Source organism: Microbacterium sp. NPDC057659, from assembly GCF_042799915.1.
Taxonomy (GTDB): Bacteria; Actinomycetota; Actinomycetes; order Actinomycetales; family Microbacteriaceae; genus Microbacterium.
Genome location: NZ_JBHVHU010000001.1, coordinates 1,407,417 through 1,423,815, shown reverse-complemented (window position 1 = coordinate 1,423,815; position 16,399 = coordinate 1,407,417). Strand labels below are relative to the sequence as shown.

The following is a 16,399-nucleotide window of genomic DNA, read 5'->3' as shown; positions in this document are numbered from 1 at the left end:
CTAGGCCGTCGGGCGGCGCACCGAGCGTCCCGAGATGCGCTCGATCACGAAGCGCAGCCAGAGCGTCCGCTCGCCACCCGCCCACGGGCGCACATGTGCGGCGGCATCGATCGTCACGGCCTCGTCGGGATCCACGCTCTTGACGTGTCCACCCAGCAGGACACTCCAGCCCGAGCCATCCAGCGCCTCGAAGTGGTCCACCTCGAAGGCGATGTCCGTTTCATCCGGGAGACCGGAGAAGATGCCGTCCTCGCGAGTACGCAGGTACAGCTCTCTGCCGTCGATCCGGTAGTTCACCGGGATGATCTCGACCCGCCCGTCGATCACATGGCCGATGCGCCCGACGGTGGACGTCGCCAGCCGGGCCAAGCACTCCTTCTCGTCGAGCACGCCGATCATGCCTCGATGGTACTCGCGCTCACCGGCGACGGGGCCGGTGTCGGGGCCCGCGCCTAGACTCGAAGGGACATGACCGAAGCACCTCTCATCGTTCCCGCATCCGCCGGCCCGCAGGCCTCCGACGACCTGCTCGCAGGCCTCAACCCGCAGCAGCTCGACGCGGTGACGCACCGTGGCCCGGCGCTGCTGATCGTCGCGGGCGCGGGGTCGGGCAAGACCAGCGTGCTCACCCGGCGCATCGCGCTGCTGCTGCGCAACCGCGAGGCATGGCCCAGCCAGATTCTGGCGATCACCTTCACCAACAAGGCCGCCGGAGAGATGCGCGAGCGCGTCGGTGCGCTGGTCGGCGATGCTGCACGCGGCATGTGGATCTCCACCTTTCACTCCGCCTGCGTGCGCATCCTGCGCCGTGAGGCCGGGCAGTTCGGCTTCACGCAGAACTTCACGATCTACGACTCCGGCGACTCCCGCGCGCTCATCAAGCGCCTGGTGAAGGAGCACGAGGCCGACGCGTACGGCCTCACCCCGGCAGCCGTGCAGGGCCGCATCTCGAAGCTCAAGAACGAGCTGCAGGATGCCGAGTCGTACTCCCGTGACGCGAACATGAACGATCCGGCGGAGAGGCTCTTCGCCGAGATCTTCGCCGATTACCAGCGCCGCCTGCAGAAAGCCAACGCCTTCGACTTCGACGACCTGATCGGGCAGACGGTGTACCTGTTCCGCGCCTTCCCGCACGTCGCCGACACCTACCGGCGCCGCTTCCGGCACATCCTGGTGGACGAGTACCAGGACACCAACCACGCCCAGTACGCGCTCATCCATGAGCTCACTCGCCCCGTGCAGGGGGATGCGCCCGACCCGTATGCCTCGAACGGCATGATGATCTTCGAACCGGACCCTTCGTCAGGCTCAGGGACCGGTCAAGAGGCAGGTGCTTCCCTGACCGTGGTCGGCGACTCCGACCAATCGATCTACGCCTTCCGCGGCGCCGACATCCGAAACATCAGCGAGTTCGAGCGCGACTTCCCCGGCGCCAAGGTCGTGCTGCTCGAGCAGAACTACCGCTCGACGCAGAACATCCTGTCGGCGGCCAACGCGGTGATCGGCAACAACTTCGATCGCAAGGACAAGAAGCTCTGGAGCGACAAGGGCGACGGCGAGAAGATCGTCGGGTTCACCGGCTACTCGCAGCACGACGAGGCGCAGTTCGTCGCCGACGAGGTCGAGTCGCTGCGCCGTGCGGGCATGCCGTATTCCGAGATGGCGGTGTTCTACCGCACCAACTCGCAGTCCCGCGCGCTGGAGGAGATCTTCATCCGCGCCGCGGTGCCGTACAAGATCATGGGCGGCACCAAGTTCTACGAGCGTGCCGAGATCAAGGACGCCCTGGCCTACCTCGTCTCGGTCGCCAACCCCTCCGACGAGATGGCGCTGCGCCGCATCCTGAACAAGCCGCGCCGCGGCATCGGCGACGTCACCGAGACGGCGATCGCGCGCTTCGCGGAGGAGCAGGGGATCACGTTCCGCGAGGCGCTGTCGCATCCGTCGCAGCTCGGCGTGGGCCCGAAGCTGCAGGCCGCGATCGGGCAGCTCGACCAGGTGCTGACCGAGGCGACGGCGATCATGATGCCGGCATCCGGCGAGGTGCCGAAGGCCAGCTCCGTGGCCGAGGGGCTCTCGCTGCTGCTCGAGAAGAGCGGGTACTTCGACTCGCTGCGGCGCAGCCGCGACCCGCAGGACGAGGCTCGGCTCGAGAACCTGGACGAGTTCGTGGCGGTCACGCGCGACTTCGCGCGCAACAATCCCGACGGCACCCTGGTCGACTTCCTCACCGAGGTCGCGCTGGTGTCGGACGCCGACGATCTCGACGACGAGTCGGGCACGGTCTCGCTGATGACGATGCACACCGCGAAGGGCCTCGAGTACGACGCGGTGTTCGTGACCGGCGTCGAGGAGGACCTGATCCCGCACCGCATCTCCGCGGGCGAGCCGGGCGGACCGCAGGAGGAGCGTCGACTGTTCTACGTGGGCATCACCCGCGCCCGTAAGCGCCTGCACCTGTCGCTGGCGATGACCCGCGCGCAGTTCGGCGAGGTGTCGGTCGCCATGCCGAGCCGGTTCTTGCAGGAGATCCCCGCTGAGCTGATCGACTGGCGGCAGTCGCCCGGAGACGTGAACTCCCGCGGCGGCACCCAGTCGCGGGCACTGAACGCCCGGCGCCAGGGCGGCTTCGGCGGTGGCGGTGGACGCGACCGGTTCGCCGCGCAGCCGCTCGAGAAGCGCCTCACGCCGCTGTCCACCTCGATGGACAAGTTCCCGAACAAGGTCACCGCGAAGGTGCGCGACAACGGCGACCTCGAACTGGAAGCGGGCGACCGCATCCGGCACGACGACTTCGGCGAGGGGCGCATCGAGGCCGTCACCGGTGAGGGTGCGAAGCGCATCGCGCACGTGCGCTTCGACACCGCGGGGCAGAAGAAGCTGCTGATCAAGATCGCCCCGATCGTCAAGCTCTGACGCTCTTCGGTCGTTGAGCGAGCGAAGCGAGACGAAACGCTCTCGCGCGACCTGGTGCGTTTCGACTCGTTCCTTCGTCGCTCGCTCAACGACCTGCACTGCGGGCGGTTAGGCTTCTGCATATGGCCCTGTTCTCCCGCCGCAAGAAGACCGCAGATCCCTCCACCGTCGAAGAGGATGCCGCGGTCCCGAGCGCTCCCGCCGAGGACGCCGCAGCGACGGGGGCACCCGAGGAGACCGTTCCGAACGTCGGCATCTCGGTGCAGGCGTTCCGCGGAGTCGGCGCGGATGCCGGCCCCGAGGTGGCCGCCCCCGTGGATGAGCAGTCGTCCTCCGGCCTGGAGGACGACGCTCCCGAGGAGCCCGTCGTGGCGCCCCGCCGCGAGCCCACCATCAACGTCATCGAGACCGAGAAGCCCCGCCTTCCGCTCGCCTCGGCGCTGCCGCCGGAGGACACCCACACCATCGAGGGCCTGAAGGACAACGTGCTGCTGCGCGAGGCCCTCGCCGAGATCGCCGAGGGCGCGAGCAACGAAGAGCTGCTCGGCGTGATGCGCCAGTCGATGCAGGGACACCTGTACCTGCGCGTCTACGGCGACGCCGGCCAGCAGATCAACGACGGCGAGGCACTGTCGGTCGCCGTGATCCGCGAGGACGAGAAGTCGTTCCTGCTCGCCTTCACCTCGGGCGCGGCGCTGCGCGCGGCCGTCGACGCCGAGGAGGACCCCGCAGCGACCTCCGCGATGGCGCAGCCGGTGGGGCTCATCTACCAGCAGGTCATCGACGGCGGTTTCACCGGCATCATCATCGACAACGCCTCCGCGCCGCACCGCGTCGTCTTCCCGACGGAGCTGCTGCAGCAGGCGCTCGACCAGGGCGACCCCGCCATGGTCCTGAAGAGCCTGGTGTCGGCGCCCCGCGAGCCCGATACGGCCGCGCGGGTCGGTGAGGCGCTTGCCAAGAAGAAGGTCTGGGTCGCTGTCAGCGACGGCACCAACGGCGCGCCCGTCGGCATCGCCGAGGCGCACACGGCCGACGGCAAGCGGTTCCTGCAGGTGTTCTCGCACCCGCTCGAGGTCGTCGCACTGGGCCGTGACGACCGGCCGATGCCCTTCGAGCCGGAGCAGCTCGCCAAGGTGCTCAGCAGCCACAGCGAGCTCGCGGGCGTGATCGTCGACTCCGCCGGTCCGTCGCTCGCGGTCGAGCGAGACTCGCTCGGACCGGTGCTGGTGCTGGCCGTCGACCTGGGCGACTGATCGGCGCAGGGGCCTGACATCTGGGCGCGCGCGTCCTAGTCTCGGAGCATGGCCTCTGAGCGCGTGACGCTGACCGTGACCGATACCGACTCCGGCGAGGACGTCGAGCGAGAGATCGGCCTGTCCAGCCCGAACAAGGTCGTCTGGCCGGTGCCGGACGGTGACGGCATCACGAAGGCCGAGTACGCGGACTACGTGCAGACGGTGTCGGTGCCGTTCCTGAACGCGAACGGACACCGGCCGGTGTCCCTGGAGCGCTTCCGCGACGGCGTCGAGGGCGAGAGCTTCTTCTCGAAGAATCCGCCGAAGGGCACGCCCGACTTCGTCGACTCGGTGATGTGCACGTACAACAGCGGTCGCAAGCATCCGCAGATCGTGCTGAACCGGACCAGCGCCATCGTCTGGGCCGTCCAGATGAACACGATCGTCTTCCATCCGTGGGCATCGCTCGCCGCCGACACCGACAACCCCGTCGAACTGCGCATCGACCTCGATCCGCAGCCGGGCACCGGCATGGCCGAGGCGATCCCCGCCGCGCGCGAGCTGCGCGCGGTGCTGCGCGAGGCGGGTCTGGAGCCCTTCATAAAGACCAGCGGCAACCGCGGTCTGCACGTGTTCTGCCCGATCGTGCCGGAGTGGGAGTTCCTCACGGTGCGGCACGCGGTGATCGCCGCCGGGCGCGAGCTCGAACGACGGATGCCCCAGGCGGTGACCACGAACTGGTGGAAGGAAGAACGCGGGGAGCGCATCTTCGTCGACTTCAACCAGGCGAACCGGGACCGCACCATGGCCGGCGCGTACAGCGCACGCGCGCTGGTCGGCGCACCGGTGTCGACGCCGCTGCACTGGGACGAGCTCGACGACGTCGATCCGAAGCGCTTCACGGTGCGCAGCATCCCCGCCAGGCTCGCCGATGTCGGCGACCCGTGGGCGGGCATGCAGGACGCACCCGGTCGCATCGACACCCTGCTCCAGTGGTGGGATCGCGATGTCGAGAACGGCCTCGGCGAGCTGCCCTTCCCACCGGAGTTCCCGAAGATGCCCGGCGAGCCGCCGCGCGTGCAGCCGAGCAAGAAGGTCGCCGCGAACTGGGAGAACGATGAGTAGGACGGCCGGGATGACCGACCGTCTCGTCGCCCGTCTGCTGGCGACGCCCTGGCTCGTACGCGCGCCGATCTGGCTGTACCGGTCGGGCTTCGGCTGGATCTTCGGCGACCGGCTCGTGATGATCGAGCACCTCGGACGGAAGTCGCACGAGCGCCGCTTCGTCGTCGTCGAGGTCGCAGAGCGCGAGCACAACGTGATCCGGGTGGCATCCGGTTTCGGCAAGAAGGCGCAGTGGTATCGCAACCTGCAGGCCAACGGCGTCGCCTACCTCAGCACAGGACACGCGCGCAGGGCGCGCGCGGCGGTGCGGATGCTGGGACCCGAGGAGTCAGCGGAACGGTTGAAGGTCTATGCGGCCGAGCATCCGGAGGCATGGAAGCACCTCAGCGCGGCCATGGACTACGCGGCCGGGGGAGAGGCTGACATCCCGATCGTGGAGTTCACCCCGCCCGAGACCGCACCCTGAGCGAGGAGCGCAGCGACGAGACGAAGGGCGCTCAGGTCAGCACGTCCGCCAGGTCGTACCCTGCCACAGTGTCAAGCTGGTCGTAGGTGCAGGATGCGGCATCCCGATCCGGACGCCAGCGCGCGAACTGCACGGTGTGCCGGAACCGGGCGCCCTCGAGCTGGTCGTACCTGACCTCGAGCACGCGTTCGGGACGCAGCCGCACGAAGGACACGTCCTTCGATCCGCTGAACCGTGAGCGCTCGCCCTCGCCGGTGACAGCAGCACCGTCCGCATCCCGCTCCACGAGGGGATCGAGGTCCTCGACGAGCTGCTGCCGCATCGCATCGCTCCAGGCCGCGACGCCGCCGACCTGCCGCAGCACGCCGTCGTCGGAGTAGAGCCCGACGAGCAGCGAGCCGACGCCGGAGCCGCTCTTGTGCACCCGGTACCCGAGTGCGACGACATCCGCCGTGCGGGCGTGCTTGATCTTGATCAGGGTGCGCTTGCCGGGGGCGTAGGGCTCGTCGAGGGGCTTGGCGACGACGCCGTCGAGCCCGGCGCCCTCGAACTCGGCGAGCCAGCGCTGCGCCGTCGTGCGGTCGCCGGTGGTGCGGGTCAGGTGCAGCGGAGCCGCGGCACCGGCCAGCATCCGCTCCAGTCGCTCGCGCCGCTCGCGGAACGGCAGCTGCTGCAGGTCGTCGTCTCCCTCGGCGAGCAGATCGAAGGCGATGAACATCGCCGGCGTCTCGGCGGCGAGCTTCGCGACGCGGGAGGCGGCGGGGTGGATGCGCTGGCTGAGCGCCTCCCAGTCCAGACGCTGCGAGCCTGCAGGGCCGGTGGCGACGACGATCTCGCCATCGAGCAGGCAGGGGCCGGGCAGGATGCCGGGGAGCTGTTCGACCAGCTCGGGGAAGTAGCGGGTCAGTGGCTTCGCGCCGCGGGAGCCGATCTCGAGGGTCTCGCCGTCCCAGGCGACGAGACCGCGGAATCCGTCCCACTTCGGTTCGAACAGCATCGGCGTCTTCGCCGGGTCCGGCACGGCAGCGGCGGCCTTGGCGAGCATGGGCGCGGGGATCTCGTACATGCGTCCATCCTGGCCCGTCCGCCGCCATCCCACGAGGGGTCAGGCGAACAGCTCCTCCAGCGTCATCGGCGTGCCGGCATCCGACAGCGCGGTGCGAGCGGCGTGCCAGCCTGCCATGCCGTTCACACCGGGCCCCGGCGGCGTCGCGGCCGACGCCAGGTACACGCCGCGCATCGGAGTGCGCCAGGGCGCCGGCGAGACGACGGGCCGGCGGAACGCCTGCGCCATCGTGAACGCACCACCGAAGATGTCGCCGCCGATCTCGGCCGGGTTCAGGGCCTCGCGCTCGGATGCCGGCACAGCCAGACTGCCCAGGATGACGTCACGGAAACCCGGAGCGAAGCGCTCGATCTGCCGGGTGACGAGCTCGGTGGGGTCGAGGTCCGAGCCGAGCGGCACGTGGATGTACGCCCAGAGCGCGGCTCCGCCGTCCGGCGCACGCGAGTCGTCGAGCACCGACGGCTGCACGGCGAGCACGTACGGCCGCTCCGACACCGTGCCGCGGGCGACGGCGTTCTCGCTCTCGGCGATCTCGGTGCGGGTTCCGCCGACATGCACGGTCGGAGAGAGCGCGACCTGTGCGTTCGTCCACGGCACCGGCCCGCTCAGTGCGAAGTCGACCTTCGCGGCTGCGGGCCCGTAGCGGTACTCGGTGAGCCCCTGGGCATACGCCGCCGGGATCCCGGGATGGGTGAGCGCCAGCCGCGGCGAGCAGTTCAGCAGCAGCAGATCGCCCCGGGCGGGGTCTCCCCAGTCCAGGTCGGACAGATCGTGCACGTTCTCGCGGGTGCGGAGGCGTCCGCCGTGCGCCTCGAGATCCTGCTGCAGGGCGTCGGCGATGCGCTGCGCGCCGCCCCGCGGATACGCCCAGCCCTCCGTGCCGTGCGCCTGCGCGGCCAGCAGCAGGCCCGCCGCGGCCGACGACGGCGAGGGCAGCGGCGTCGCCGCGTGCGCGAGTACCCCGGCCAGCAGCGCGTTCGCCTCGGCGGTGCGGAACGCGCGCGGCCCGAGGAGGCTGCCCTGCTCCAGCATCCGCAGGCCGAATCGGACGCCGGTGATCGGATGCCGCGGCACGCGCAGCATCGACCCGCCCGTGAACTCGACCACCTCGTCGAGCCGGCGCACCAGCGGACGCAGCAGGGCGTTCCAGGCGCGGGCGTCGACACCGAGACCGTCGGCGGTGCGCTCGAGGTCGTGCCAGGCGATGCCGGCGCGGCCGTCGTCGAGCGGATGCGCATACGAGATCTGGGGGCGGATCCAGTCCACCCGGTCGGCCAGTCCGAAGGCGCGGAAGAACGGCGAGGTCAGCGCCGCCGGGTGCACGGCCGAGCACACGTCGTACCGGTAGCCGGGCAGCGGGCCGTCGAGCGTCCGCACGCCGCCGCCGATCGTCTCGGCCGCCTCGAGCACCTCGACGGCGTAGCCCGCGCGGGCCAGGGCCACTGCGGCGGAGAGTCCGTTGGGCCCGCTTCCGATCACCGTTGCGCGCGCCATGCCCCCAGCGTACTGAAGCGGCATCCGCGGCACCCCCGGACGTGGGATCCTTGAAGTGATGAACGAAGTACAGGGCCCCACCCCGGCCGGAACCTCCCGCCCCTACCGCAATCTCGCCGAGGCGCTCCGCGCGCAGCGCATTCCCGAGGAGAACCACGCGTTCATCGCTCAGATCGTCGATGCGGTCGGCATCTCGAGCTTCATCGACCGAGGGCGCTACATCGAGGCGATCCGCCGCGGACCGGGCGCCGCGCTGCACATCGGCCGCACCTACACCAACGGCTTCACCGAGGACGAGATCGTCGTCGTCGGCTCGGCGGCGCAGCGGCTGCAGCCCAGCGAGGGTCGTCCGCCGTACTTCTACGTGATGCACCCCAGCGAGTTCGTCCAGGCGGCGCCGGCGAAGCCGAAGCGCACCACGACTCCTCGCACTTCGGCTCCGGCCGCCCCGAAGGCCCCGAAGGTCACGCCCAAGGAGGAGCGGGACTACGGCGTCTGCGACGTCTGCTTCATGGTCAAGACGCCCTCCGGCGGCTGCGGCTGCGACTGATCGCGCTCCCGGTCGCTCCGCTCGCGGGGCGGCCGGAGGACATTCGCGTCAACTGAGCTCGGCCTGCACCCGCCGGGTGATCTCCGCGATCGGCATCGACCGGGGGAACACCGCCACGACGACGTCGTCGGATGCCGCGTCTGCGGCATCCTCCAGCACGCCGTACCGGCGCCGCACGTCGGCGAGCGCCTTCTGCAGCACCGCGACGGGCACCTTCCTGCCGCGCAGCAGCTGGCGCAGCACATGATTGTGCACGGCGGTGACCAGGGCGGCGAAGCCGACCGCATCCAGCGGGTCGATGCCCGGCAGCGATTCGCGCAGGTAGTCGTCGAAGAGACGCTCGTAGCGGAACACCGTGATGATCTCGCGCTCGCGGAGCACGGGCACGTCGCGCACGATCTGGTACCGGCGGCGGGCGAGCTCCGGATCGCGTGCGAAGTACGAGAAGACCCGCTCGGATGCCTCGCACACGGCCTGCCAGGGGTCGTCGTGAGGCTCGTCGAGGAAGGAGCGCAGCTGGCCGATCAGCGCCTCGTGGTCGGCGAAGACGACATCCTCCTTGCCGCCGAACTGGCGGAAGAAGGTCGAACGGGAGACACCGGCGGCCTTGGCGATCTGCTCGACCGAGGTCTGCTCGAAGCCCTGCTGTGCGAACAGCTCGAGTGCTGCCCCGACGACACCGTTGGGGGGCTGTACGGATTCGTGCATAGCGAGAGCCTAACGCCAGCGGTCAGGCGGGCGTGTTCCGCGGTAGTACGCTTGTCAACCGGGTCGAATGATATCGACACCCGACAATCTTGTCGCGTCCCACCCGCCGCAACCAGCGAAGGACTGCACTGTGGATCTCTACGAGTACCAGGCACGAGACCTTTTCGAGAAGTACGAGGTGCCGGTTCTCGCCGGCATCGTCGCCGACACCCCCGAGGAGGTGAAGGCAGCGGCCGAGAAGCTCGGCGGCGTCGTCGTCGTCAAGGCACAGGTCAAGACCGGCGGCCGCGGCAAGGCCGGTGGTGTGAAGGTCGCGAAGAACCCTGAGGAGGCGTACGAGGCGGCCAAGGCGATCCTCGGTCTCGACATCAAGGGCCACGTCGTCCGTCGTGTGATGGTCGCCGCGGGCGCGCGCATCGCTGAGGAGTTCTACTTCTCGGTGCTGCTGGACCGCGCCAACCGCTCCTACCTGTCGCTGTGCAGCGTCGAGGGCGGCATGGAGATCGAGCAGCTCGCGGTCGAGAAGCCCGAGGCGCTCGCCCGGGTCGAGGTCAACGCGCTGACCGGCATCGACAAGGCCAAGGCCGTCGAGATCGCGCGCGCCGCGAACTTCCCCGAGGACCTGGTCGAGAAGGTCTCCGACGTCTTCGTCAAGCTCTACGACGTCTACAAGGGCGAGGGCGCCACGCTCGTCGAGGTGAACCCGCTGGTCCGCACCGAGGACGGCGACATCATCGCCCTCGACGGCAAGGTCACCCTCGACGACAACGCCTCCGAGGTGCGTCACCCCGAGCACGAGGAGCTCGCCGACAAGGCCAGCGAGGACCCGCTCGAGGCCAAGGCCAAGGCATCCGGTCTCAACTACGTCAAGCTCGACGGCGAGGTCGGCATCATCGGCAACGGCGCGGGTCTGGTCATGTCCACCCTCGACGTCGTCGCCTACGCGGGCGAGAACCACGGCAACGTGAAGCCCGCCAACTTCCTCGACATCGGTGGCGGCGCGAACGCGCAGGTCATGGCCAACGGCCTCGACGTCATCCTCGGCGACGAGCAGGTCAAGAGCGTGTTCGTCAACGTCTTCGGCGGCATCACCTCCTGCGTGGCCGTGGCAGAGGGCATCGTCAAGGCCCTCGAGATCCTCGGCGACTCGGCGACCAAGCCGCTCGTCGTGCGTCTCGACGGCAACCAGGTCGATGAGGGTCGTGCGATCCTCGCGGCCGCGAACCACCCGCTCGTCACGCTCGCCGCCACCATGGACGAGGGCGCCGACAAGGCCGCCGAGCTGGCCAACGCCTGAGACGAATAGGACTAGAGACATGTCGATCTACCTCAACAACGACTCCAAGGTCATCGTCCAGGGCATCACCGGCGGCGAGGGCACCAAGCACACCGCGCTGATGCTGAAGGCCGGAACCAACGTCGTCGGCGGCGTGAACGCGCGCAAGGCCGGCACCACCGTGTCGCACGTCGACAAGGACGGCAACCCCGTCGAGCTTCCCGTGTTCGGGTCGGTCGCCGAGGCCATCGAGAAGACCGGTGCGAACGTGTCCGTCGCGTTCGTGCCGCCGGCGTTCACCAAGGACGCGATGATCGAGGCCATCGACTCCGAGATCCCGCTGCTCGTGGTCATCACCGAGGGCGTCCCCGTTGGCGACTCGGCCGAGGCCTGGGCCTACGCGATCGAGAAGGGCAACAAGACCCGGATCATCGGCCCGAACTGCCCGGGCATCATCACCCCCGGTGAGGCCCTCGCGGGCATCACGCCGGCGAACATCACCGGCAAGGGCCCGATCGGCCTCGTGTCGAAGTCGGGCACCCTGACCTACCAGATGATGTTCGAGCTGCGCGACCTCGGCTTCTCGACCGCCATCGGCATCGGCGGCGACCCGGTCATCGGCACCACGCACATCGACGCGCTCGCCGCGTTCGAGGCGGACCCCGAGACCAAGGCGATCGTCATGATCGGCGAGATCGGCGGCGACGCCGAGGAGCGCGCGGCCGAGTACATCAAGGCCAACGTCACCAAGCCGGTCGTCGGCTACGTGGCTGGCTTCACCGCTCCCGAGGGCAAGACCATGGGCCACGCCGGCGCCATCGTCTCGGGCTCGGCCGGTACCGCTCAGGCCAAGAAGGAGGCCCTCGAGGCCGCCGGGGTGAAGGTCGGCAAGACGCCGTCCGAGACCGCCTCGCTGATGCGCGAAATCATTGCAGCACTGTAGTCGCGAAGCGGCTTCCGACCGGTTGCTGAGCGAGGAGCGCAGCGACGAGTCGAAGTACATCGCGGGTCTGTGAGCACTGCTTTCTGCGGAGGGCTCGGATGCCAGGCATCCGGGCCCTTCGTCGTACCCGACGGCCGTCTTGCGGATGGCAGTTCGGTCCGCCTCCGTTCGGGCGCGCATAGGCTGGAGGCATGCCGCTTTCCGGAGACTACCTTCCTTCCACCGCCGACTGGGCCCGCACACAGGCCGAGACGTTCGAGGCGTCGGACGGCGCCGAGGCCAACGACATGCGGGGCAAGCCGATCATCGTGCTGACCACGGTCGGTGCGAAGACCGGCGCGCTGCGCAAGACCGCGCTGATGCGCGTCGAGCACGGTGGCGACTACGTCGTGGTCGCGTCGAAGGGCGGTGCGCACGACGAGCCGAAGTGGGCGGGCAACATGCGCCGCGAACCGCACGTCGAGCTGCAGGACGGCGCGGAGAAGCACGACTACACGGCCCGCGAGCTCGCCGGCGACGAGCGCTCGGTGTGGTGGGAGCGCGCCGTCGAGGCCTGGCCCGACTACGCGAACTACCAGACCCGCACCGACCGGCTGATCGCCCTGTTCCTGCTCGAGCGCCGCTGACCCGCTACCGCGGCGCGACGGCGTCCAGCATCCGGTCCAGCGCAGTATGCACGGATGCCCGTGCTGCGGCGTCATCCGGCCGCTCGGAGAGCCACAGCGCGGCCTCGTTCATCGCTCCGGAGAGCAGCGCGGTCGCGGCATCCGCGTCCGCGTCCGTGACGCCGGCGCCCGTCAGAGCCTCGCGCAGATGCACGGCGGATGCCTCGGCGTCGGCCTGTCGCCAGGCATCCCAGCCCAGCACGGCAGGCGCATCCAATAGCAGCACCCTCGCGTGACCGCCGTGCGTGATCGCGTCGAGGAACGCATGACTGCCGAGGCGCAGCGCCTCGGCAGGGGAGGCGTCTCCGGCGGCTGAGACGACCGCGGCGGCGACATCCTGCTGCGTCCGCTGCACGACCGCGGTGAAGAGCCCGGGTTTCGAGGAGTAGTGGTGGTAGACGGCACCGCGGGTGACGGCGGCGTCCGCCGCCACCTCGTCGACCGAGGTCGCGGCGAAGCCCTGTGAGGCGAAGCGGACGGTCGCGGCTTCGAGCACGCGCTCGGCGGTCGCGGCGGCCTCTGCAGCGGTGGTTCTCGGCATGGACGTTCCTTTACGTACGGTGTGCATGTATCCTAGCTCCGCAAGATACAAACACAGCGTACGTAAAGGATGGCGACATGCAGATCACCTCGTTCTACCCCGTGCTCATGGTGGAGGACGTCGAGGCCTCAGCACGCTTCTACCGTGAGGTGCTGGGATTCGAGACGACCTTCGAGGCCGACTGGTACGTCAGTCTGCGGTTCGACGGCGGCGAGCTCGCCGTGCTCGACAGCATGCACGACACGATCCCGCACGGCTTCCGCCGGCCGGTGACCGGCCTGCTGCTGAACGTCGAGGTGACGGACGCCGCGGCCGAGCACGCCCGTCTCGTCGGTGAACTCTGCCTGCCGGAGCGTCTGACCCTGCGGGACGAGGACTTCGGGCAGCGGCACTTCATCGTCGAGGCGCCCGGCGGCGTGCTGCTCGACGTGATCGAGCCGATCGAGCCTTCGGCGGAGTTCGCCGCGGCCTACGCCTGAGCGCACGGACGGCCCGCCGGGACGACCGCGCGGCCGGGAGACGACGAAGGGGACGGATGCCGCGGCATCCGTCCCCTTCGTGTCGGCCCGACGGGTCGGGCGACGAGCTCAGGCCACGCCGAAGGCGACCTCCAGCGGGCCACGGGCGAAGAACAGCACGAAGCCGGCGGCGACGATCCAGAGCAGCGGATGAATCGTCTTCGCCTTGCCGGAGACCGCGTTCACGACCACCCAGCTGACGAAGCCCGCCCCGATGCCGTTGGCGATCGAGTACGTCATCGGCATGACGGTGACGGTGAGGAACACCGGCAGCAGCACACGGAAGTCGCTGAAGTCGATGTTCTTGATCTGCGCGAGCATCATCGCGCCGACGAGCACCAGCGCCGAGGCGGCGACCGCGCTGGGAACCAGCGAGGTCAGCGGCGTGAAGAACATGGTCAGGAGCAGCAGCACGCCCGTGATCGCTGTGGCGAAGCCGGTGCGCGCACCCTCGCCGATGCCCGCGCCCGACTCGACGAACACCGTCGCCGAGGACGACGACGTGCCACCGCCGACGACCGCGCCGACACCCTCGACGATCAGTGCCGACTTGATGCGCGGGAAATCGCCCTTCTCGTCGGCGAGATCGGCTTCCTTCGCGAGACCGGTCATCGTGCCCATGGCGTCGAAGAAGTTGGAGAACACCAGGGTGAAGACGAACATCACCAGCGCGACGACGCTCACCTTGCCGAGGTCGAACGAGAAGTCGACGGCGCCGATGAGGCTGAGGTCGGGCACGCCGACGATACCGCCGGAGAGATCGAACCCGAGGCCGTCGACCTTCCAGATCGCGCTGATGATGGCGCCGAGCACGGTGCCGCCGGCGAGGGCGATGAGGATCGCGCCCTTGATGCGCAGCGCGATGAGTGCGCCGCCGATCAGCAGGGTGATCACGAAGAGCAGCGTCGGGATGCTCGCCACCGATCCGCCGGTGCCGAGGTCGACCGGGGGTGAGGCATTTCCGGTCGCCGTGACGAAACCGGCGTTCACGAAGCCGATGAAGGCGATGAACAGGCCGATGCCGACGGTGATCGCGAGCTTGAGCTGCACGGGGACGGCGTCGAAGATCATCTTCCGCAGACCGGTCGCGGCCAGCAGCACGATGACCAGGCCGTTGATCACGACCAGGGCCATGGCCTCGGGCCACGTCACGGTGCCGACCACGGAGAAGGCGAGGAACGCGTTGATGCCGAGTCCCGCGGCGAACGCGAACGGCAGACGTGAGATGAGGGCGAACAGCAGCGTCATCACGCCGGCGGTGAGGGCGGTCGCCGCTGCCACGGCCGGGCCGGGAAGCGTGTTGCCGGCGACATCCGGCGTGGACAGGATGATCGGGTTCAGGATGACGATGTACGCCATCGTCACGAACGTGACCACACCACCGCGGATCTCCGCGCCGAATGTGGATCCGCGCTTGGTGATCTCGAAGAAGCGGTCGACGGCGTTCACCGGCTCCTTCTCGTCGGTCTCGGGGGCGGCAGGGGCTGTAGTCATCGGGGGACCTCCGCAGGAGAATCTATCGTGTGCCGGGGGTGCGCAGGAAAGGGGAGGGGCGGACATCGTAGGCTTTTCCCGACATGCAACGCCTCACCGTCGCCCTCCTCGCCGCGCTCGACGCCGCGATCGCCGCCGCCATCGGGCTCGCCGTTCTTCTGGCGCCCCTGACGCTGCTGTGGACGATCGCCATCGGCGCGACCGCGGACTGGGGTGCGCTGTGGCCGGCGAGCGGCACGCTGTGGCAGTTCGGGCACGGCGCGGCGATGCAGATCCAGATCCCCGACGAGGTGATCCGCGCGACCGGGATCGCCCCCGCGGCGGCGCGGTTCACGCTCTCGCTCACGCCGCTGGCGCTGCTGCTGTTCACGCTGCTGTTCGCCGCGAGATCCGGCCGGCGGGCGTCCGCCGCCGGTGCGTGGATCTCCGGTGTCGTCGGCGGCACCGTCGTCTTCGCGGCGGTCTCGCTGCTGGTCGCCCTCACCGCCGGCACTCCTGCTGCTCATGTGGCGTTCTGGGTCGGGGCGCTGCTGCCGGTCGCGGTCTACCTCGCCGGTCTCCTCGCCGGTGCGGTCAAGCACGCCTGGTCCGAAGGCGACGGCGGACCGATCGACCGCCTGCACGACGTCGTCGACAGCTGGGGCGACTGGGCGCCTGTTCCCGCAGAGGCTGTGCGCGGGGCGGCGGTGACCGTCGTCGTGCTCACCGGCGTCGGGGCGCTGGGAGTCGCCGCGATGACCGTGCTGCGCGGCGGCGAGGTGATCGCCCTCTTCGAGAGCGCGCACGTCGATGCGCTCGGCGCGACGGTGATCACGCTCGGTCAGCTCGCTTACCTGCCCACCCTCGTGGTCTGGGCCGTCGCCTGGATCGCCGGGCCGGGCTTCGCGGTCGGAGCGGGAACCGCGGTGTCGCCCGCCGGCACTCAGCTGGGCGTCGTCCCCGGCATCCCGGTGCTCGGCCTGCTGCCGCCGGTGGACTCGTTCTGGATGCTCGTCGTCGTGCTGATCCCCATCGCAGCCGGCGCCCTCGCCGGCTGGATGATCCGCTCGAAGCTGGTCTGGGAGGGCGGCGCGGTCGGCTACGGCCCGCGCGCCGCGATCGCCGCAGGCATCGCCCTGATCTCGGCCGGCGTCGCCGCGCTCGCCGCGGTGCTGGCCTCCGGGTCGATCGGCCCCGGCCGCCTTACGGAGACCGGGCCGCAGCCTGGCGGCTTCGCGCTCGCGATCGGACTCGAGGTGCTCGTCGGCGCGGCGATCCTGCTGCTCGCGCCGCGGCACCGCGACGAGCTCGCGGAGGAGCGCACCGACCGCTGGCACGCCGAGATGGCGGAGTACGACCACGCGCACACCGGCGAGCGGACATCCGGTCAGGACACGCCCGGCACCCGGGTAGACTGACC

The 16,399-nt window shown here is 69.7% G+C and carries 16 protein-coding genes; 10 read left to right on the top strand and 6 right to left on the bottom strand.

The genetic code is table 11. The features are described 5' to 3' along the window. Positions 1 to 399, bottom strand: coding sequence for a pyridoxamine 5'-phosphate oxidase family protein (locus tag ACFVAE_RS06765; RefSeq protein WP_378889474.1), 399 nt, complete (start codon positions 397 to 399; stop codon positions 1 to 3). A 69-nt stretch (positions 400 to 468) separates the two neighbouring features. Between ACFVAE_RS06765 and ACFVAE_RS06760 the strand changes: the two genes are divergently transcribed. The 4 genes from ACFVAE_RS06760 (at position 469) to ACFVAE_RS06745 (ending at position 5,745) form a co-directional block, all read left to right on the top strand. Then, positions 469 to 2,916, top strand: a complete 2,448-nt coding sequence (locus ACFVAE_RS06760; RefSeq protein WP_378889471.1) for an ATP-dependent helicase — start codon at positions 469 to 471, stop codon at positions 2,914 to 2,916. Between the two features lie 122 nt (positions 2,917 to 3,038). Continuing rightward, complete coding sequence (locus tag ACFVAE_RS06755) at positions 3,039 to 4,172, top strand: SseB family protein (protein WP_378889468.1); 1,134 nt, start codon at positions 3,039 to 3,041, stop codon at positions 4,170 to 4,172. A gap of 48 nt (positions 4,173 to 4,220) precedes the next feature. After that, entirely contained in the window at positions 4,221 to 5,279 is a 1,059-nt protein-coding gene (gene ligD, locus ACFVAE_RS06750) for a non-homologous end-joining DNA ligase (RefSeq protein WP_378889466.1), read from the top strand. Positions 5,280 to 5,289: 10 nt separating this feature from the next. Then, on the top strand, positions 5,290 to 5,745 hold the full coding sequence (locus tag ACFVAE_RS06745; protein WP_378889463.1) for a nitroreductase family deazaflavin-dependent oxidoreductase: 456 nt from the start codon (positions 5,290 to 5,292) through the stop codon (positions 5,743 to 5,745). A 31-nt stretch (positions 5,746 to 5,776) separates the two neighbouring features. Here ACFVAE_RS06745 and ACFVAE_RS06740 read toward each other — a convergent pair whose 3' ends face one another. Both ACFVAE_RS06740 and ACFVAE_RS06735 read right to left on the bottom strand, forming a co-directional pair. Further along, positions 5,777 to 6,811, bottom strand: coding sequence for an ATP-dependent DNA ligase (locus ACFVAE_RS06740; RefSeq protein ID WP_378889460.1), 1,035 nt, complete (start codon positions 6,809 to 6,811; stop codon positions 5,777 to 5,779). A 39-nt stretch (positions 6,812 to 6,850) separates the two neighbouring features. After that, positions 6,851 to 8,305 (bottom strand): phytoene desaturase family protein, encoded by a 1,455-nt coding sequence (locus ACFVAE_RS06735; protein ID WP_378889457.1) that lies wholly within the window; start codon positions 8,303 to 8,305, stop codon positions 6,851 to 6,853. A 58-nt stretch (positions 8,306 to 8,363) separates the two neighbouring features. On the opposite strand from ACFVAE_RS06735, the gene ACFVAE_RS06730 reads away from it, so the two are divergent. Then, the gene (locus ACFVAE_RS06730; protein ID WP_378889455.1) at positions 8,364 to 8,855 is read left to right on the top strand and encodes a hypothetical protein; all 492 of its coding nucleotides are present in this window, start codon (positions 8,364 to 8,366) and stop codon (positions 8,853 to 8,855) included. 48 nt (positions 8,856 to 8,903) lie between these two features. Here the strand turns inward: ACFVAE_RS06730 and ACFVAE_RS06725 are convergent, their stop codons facing one another. Next, complete coding sequence (locus ACFVAE_RS06725) at positions 8,904 to 9,563, bottom strand: TetR/AcrR family transcriptional regulator (RefSeq protein WP_378889452.1); 660 nt, start codon at positions 9,561 to 9,563, stop codon at positions 8,904 to 8,906. 130 nt (positions 9,564 to 9,693) lie between these two features. On the opposite strand from ACFVAE_RS06725, the gene sucC reads away from it, so the two are divergent. The 3 genes from sucC (at position 9,694) to ACFVAE_RS06710 (ending at position 12,408) form a co-directional block, all read left to right on the top strand. Then, the gene (gene sucC, locus ACFVAE_RS06720; RefSeq protein WP_378889450.1) at positions 9,694 to 10,860 is read left to right on the top strand and encodes an ADP-forming succinate--CoA ligase subunit beta; all 1,167 of its coding nucleotides are present in this window, start codon (positions 9,694 to 9,696) and stop codon (positions 10,858 to 10,860) included. A 19-nt stretch (positions 10,861 to 10,879) separates the two neighbouring features. Then, positions 10,880 to 11,782, top strand: a complete 903-nt coding sequence (gene sucD / locus ACFVAE_RS06715; protein ID WP_378889448.1) for a succinate--CoA ligase subunit alpha — start codon at positions 10,880 to 10,882, stop codon at positions 11,780 to 11,782. Positions 11,783 to 11,973: 191 nt separating this feature from the next. Beyond that, a complete protein-coding gene (locus ACFVAE_RS06710; RefSeq protein WP_378889446.1) occupies positions 11,974 to 12,408 on the top strand; it encodes a nitroreductase family deazaflavin-dependent oxidoreductase in 435 nt (144 codons plus the stop codon). A 4-nt stretch (positions 12,409 to 12,412) separates the two neighbouring features. Here ACFVAE_RS06710 and ACFVAE_RS06705 read toward each other — a convergent pair whose 3' ends face one another. Continuing rightward, on the bottom strand, positions 12,413 to 12,988 hold the full coding sequence (locus ACFVAE_RS06705) for a TetR/AcrR family transcriptional regulator (RefSeq protein ID WP_378889443.1): 576 nt from the start codon (positions 12,986 to 12,988) through the stop codon (positions 12,413 to 12,415). A gap of 77 nt (positions 12,989 to 13,065) precedes the next feature. Here ACFVAE_RS06705 and ACFVAE_RS06700 point away from each other — a divergent pair, with 77 nt between their 5' ends. Beyond that, positions 13,066 to 13,467, top strand: coding sequence for a VOC family protein (locus tag ACFVAE_RS06700; RefSeq protein ID WP_378889440.1), 402 nt, complete (start codon positions 13,066 to 13,068; stop codon positions 13,465 to 13,467). Positions 13,468 to 13,575: 108 nt separating this feature from the next. Here ACFVAE_RS06700 and ACFVAE_RS06695 read toward each other — a convergent pair whose 3' ends face one another. After that, on the bottom strand, positions 13,576 to 15,000 hold the full coding sequence (locus ACFVAE_RS06695) for an NCS2 family permease (RefSeq protein WP_378889438.1): 1,425 nt from the start codon (positions 14,998 to 15,000) through the stop codon (positions 13,576 to 13,578). Positions 15,001 to 15,083: 83 nt separating this feature from the next. On the opposite strand from ACFVAE_RS06695, the gene ACFVAE_RS06690 reads away from it, so the two are divergent. Continuing rightward, positions 15,084 to 16,397: a DUF6350 family protein gene (locus ACFVAE_RS06690; protein ID WP_378889435.1), complete on the top strand. Its 1,314-nt coding sequence runs from the start codon at positions 15,084 to 15,086 to the stop codon at positions 16,395 to 16,397. Positions 16,398 to 16,399: the final 2 nt, after the last annotated feature.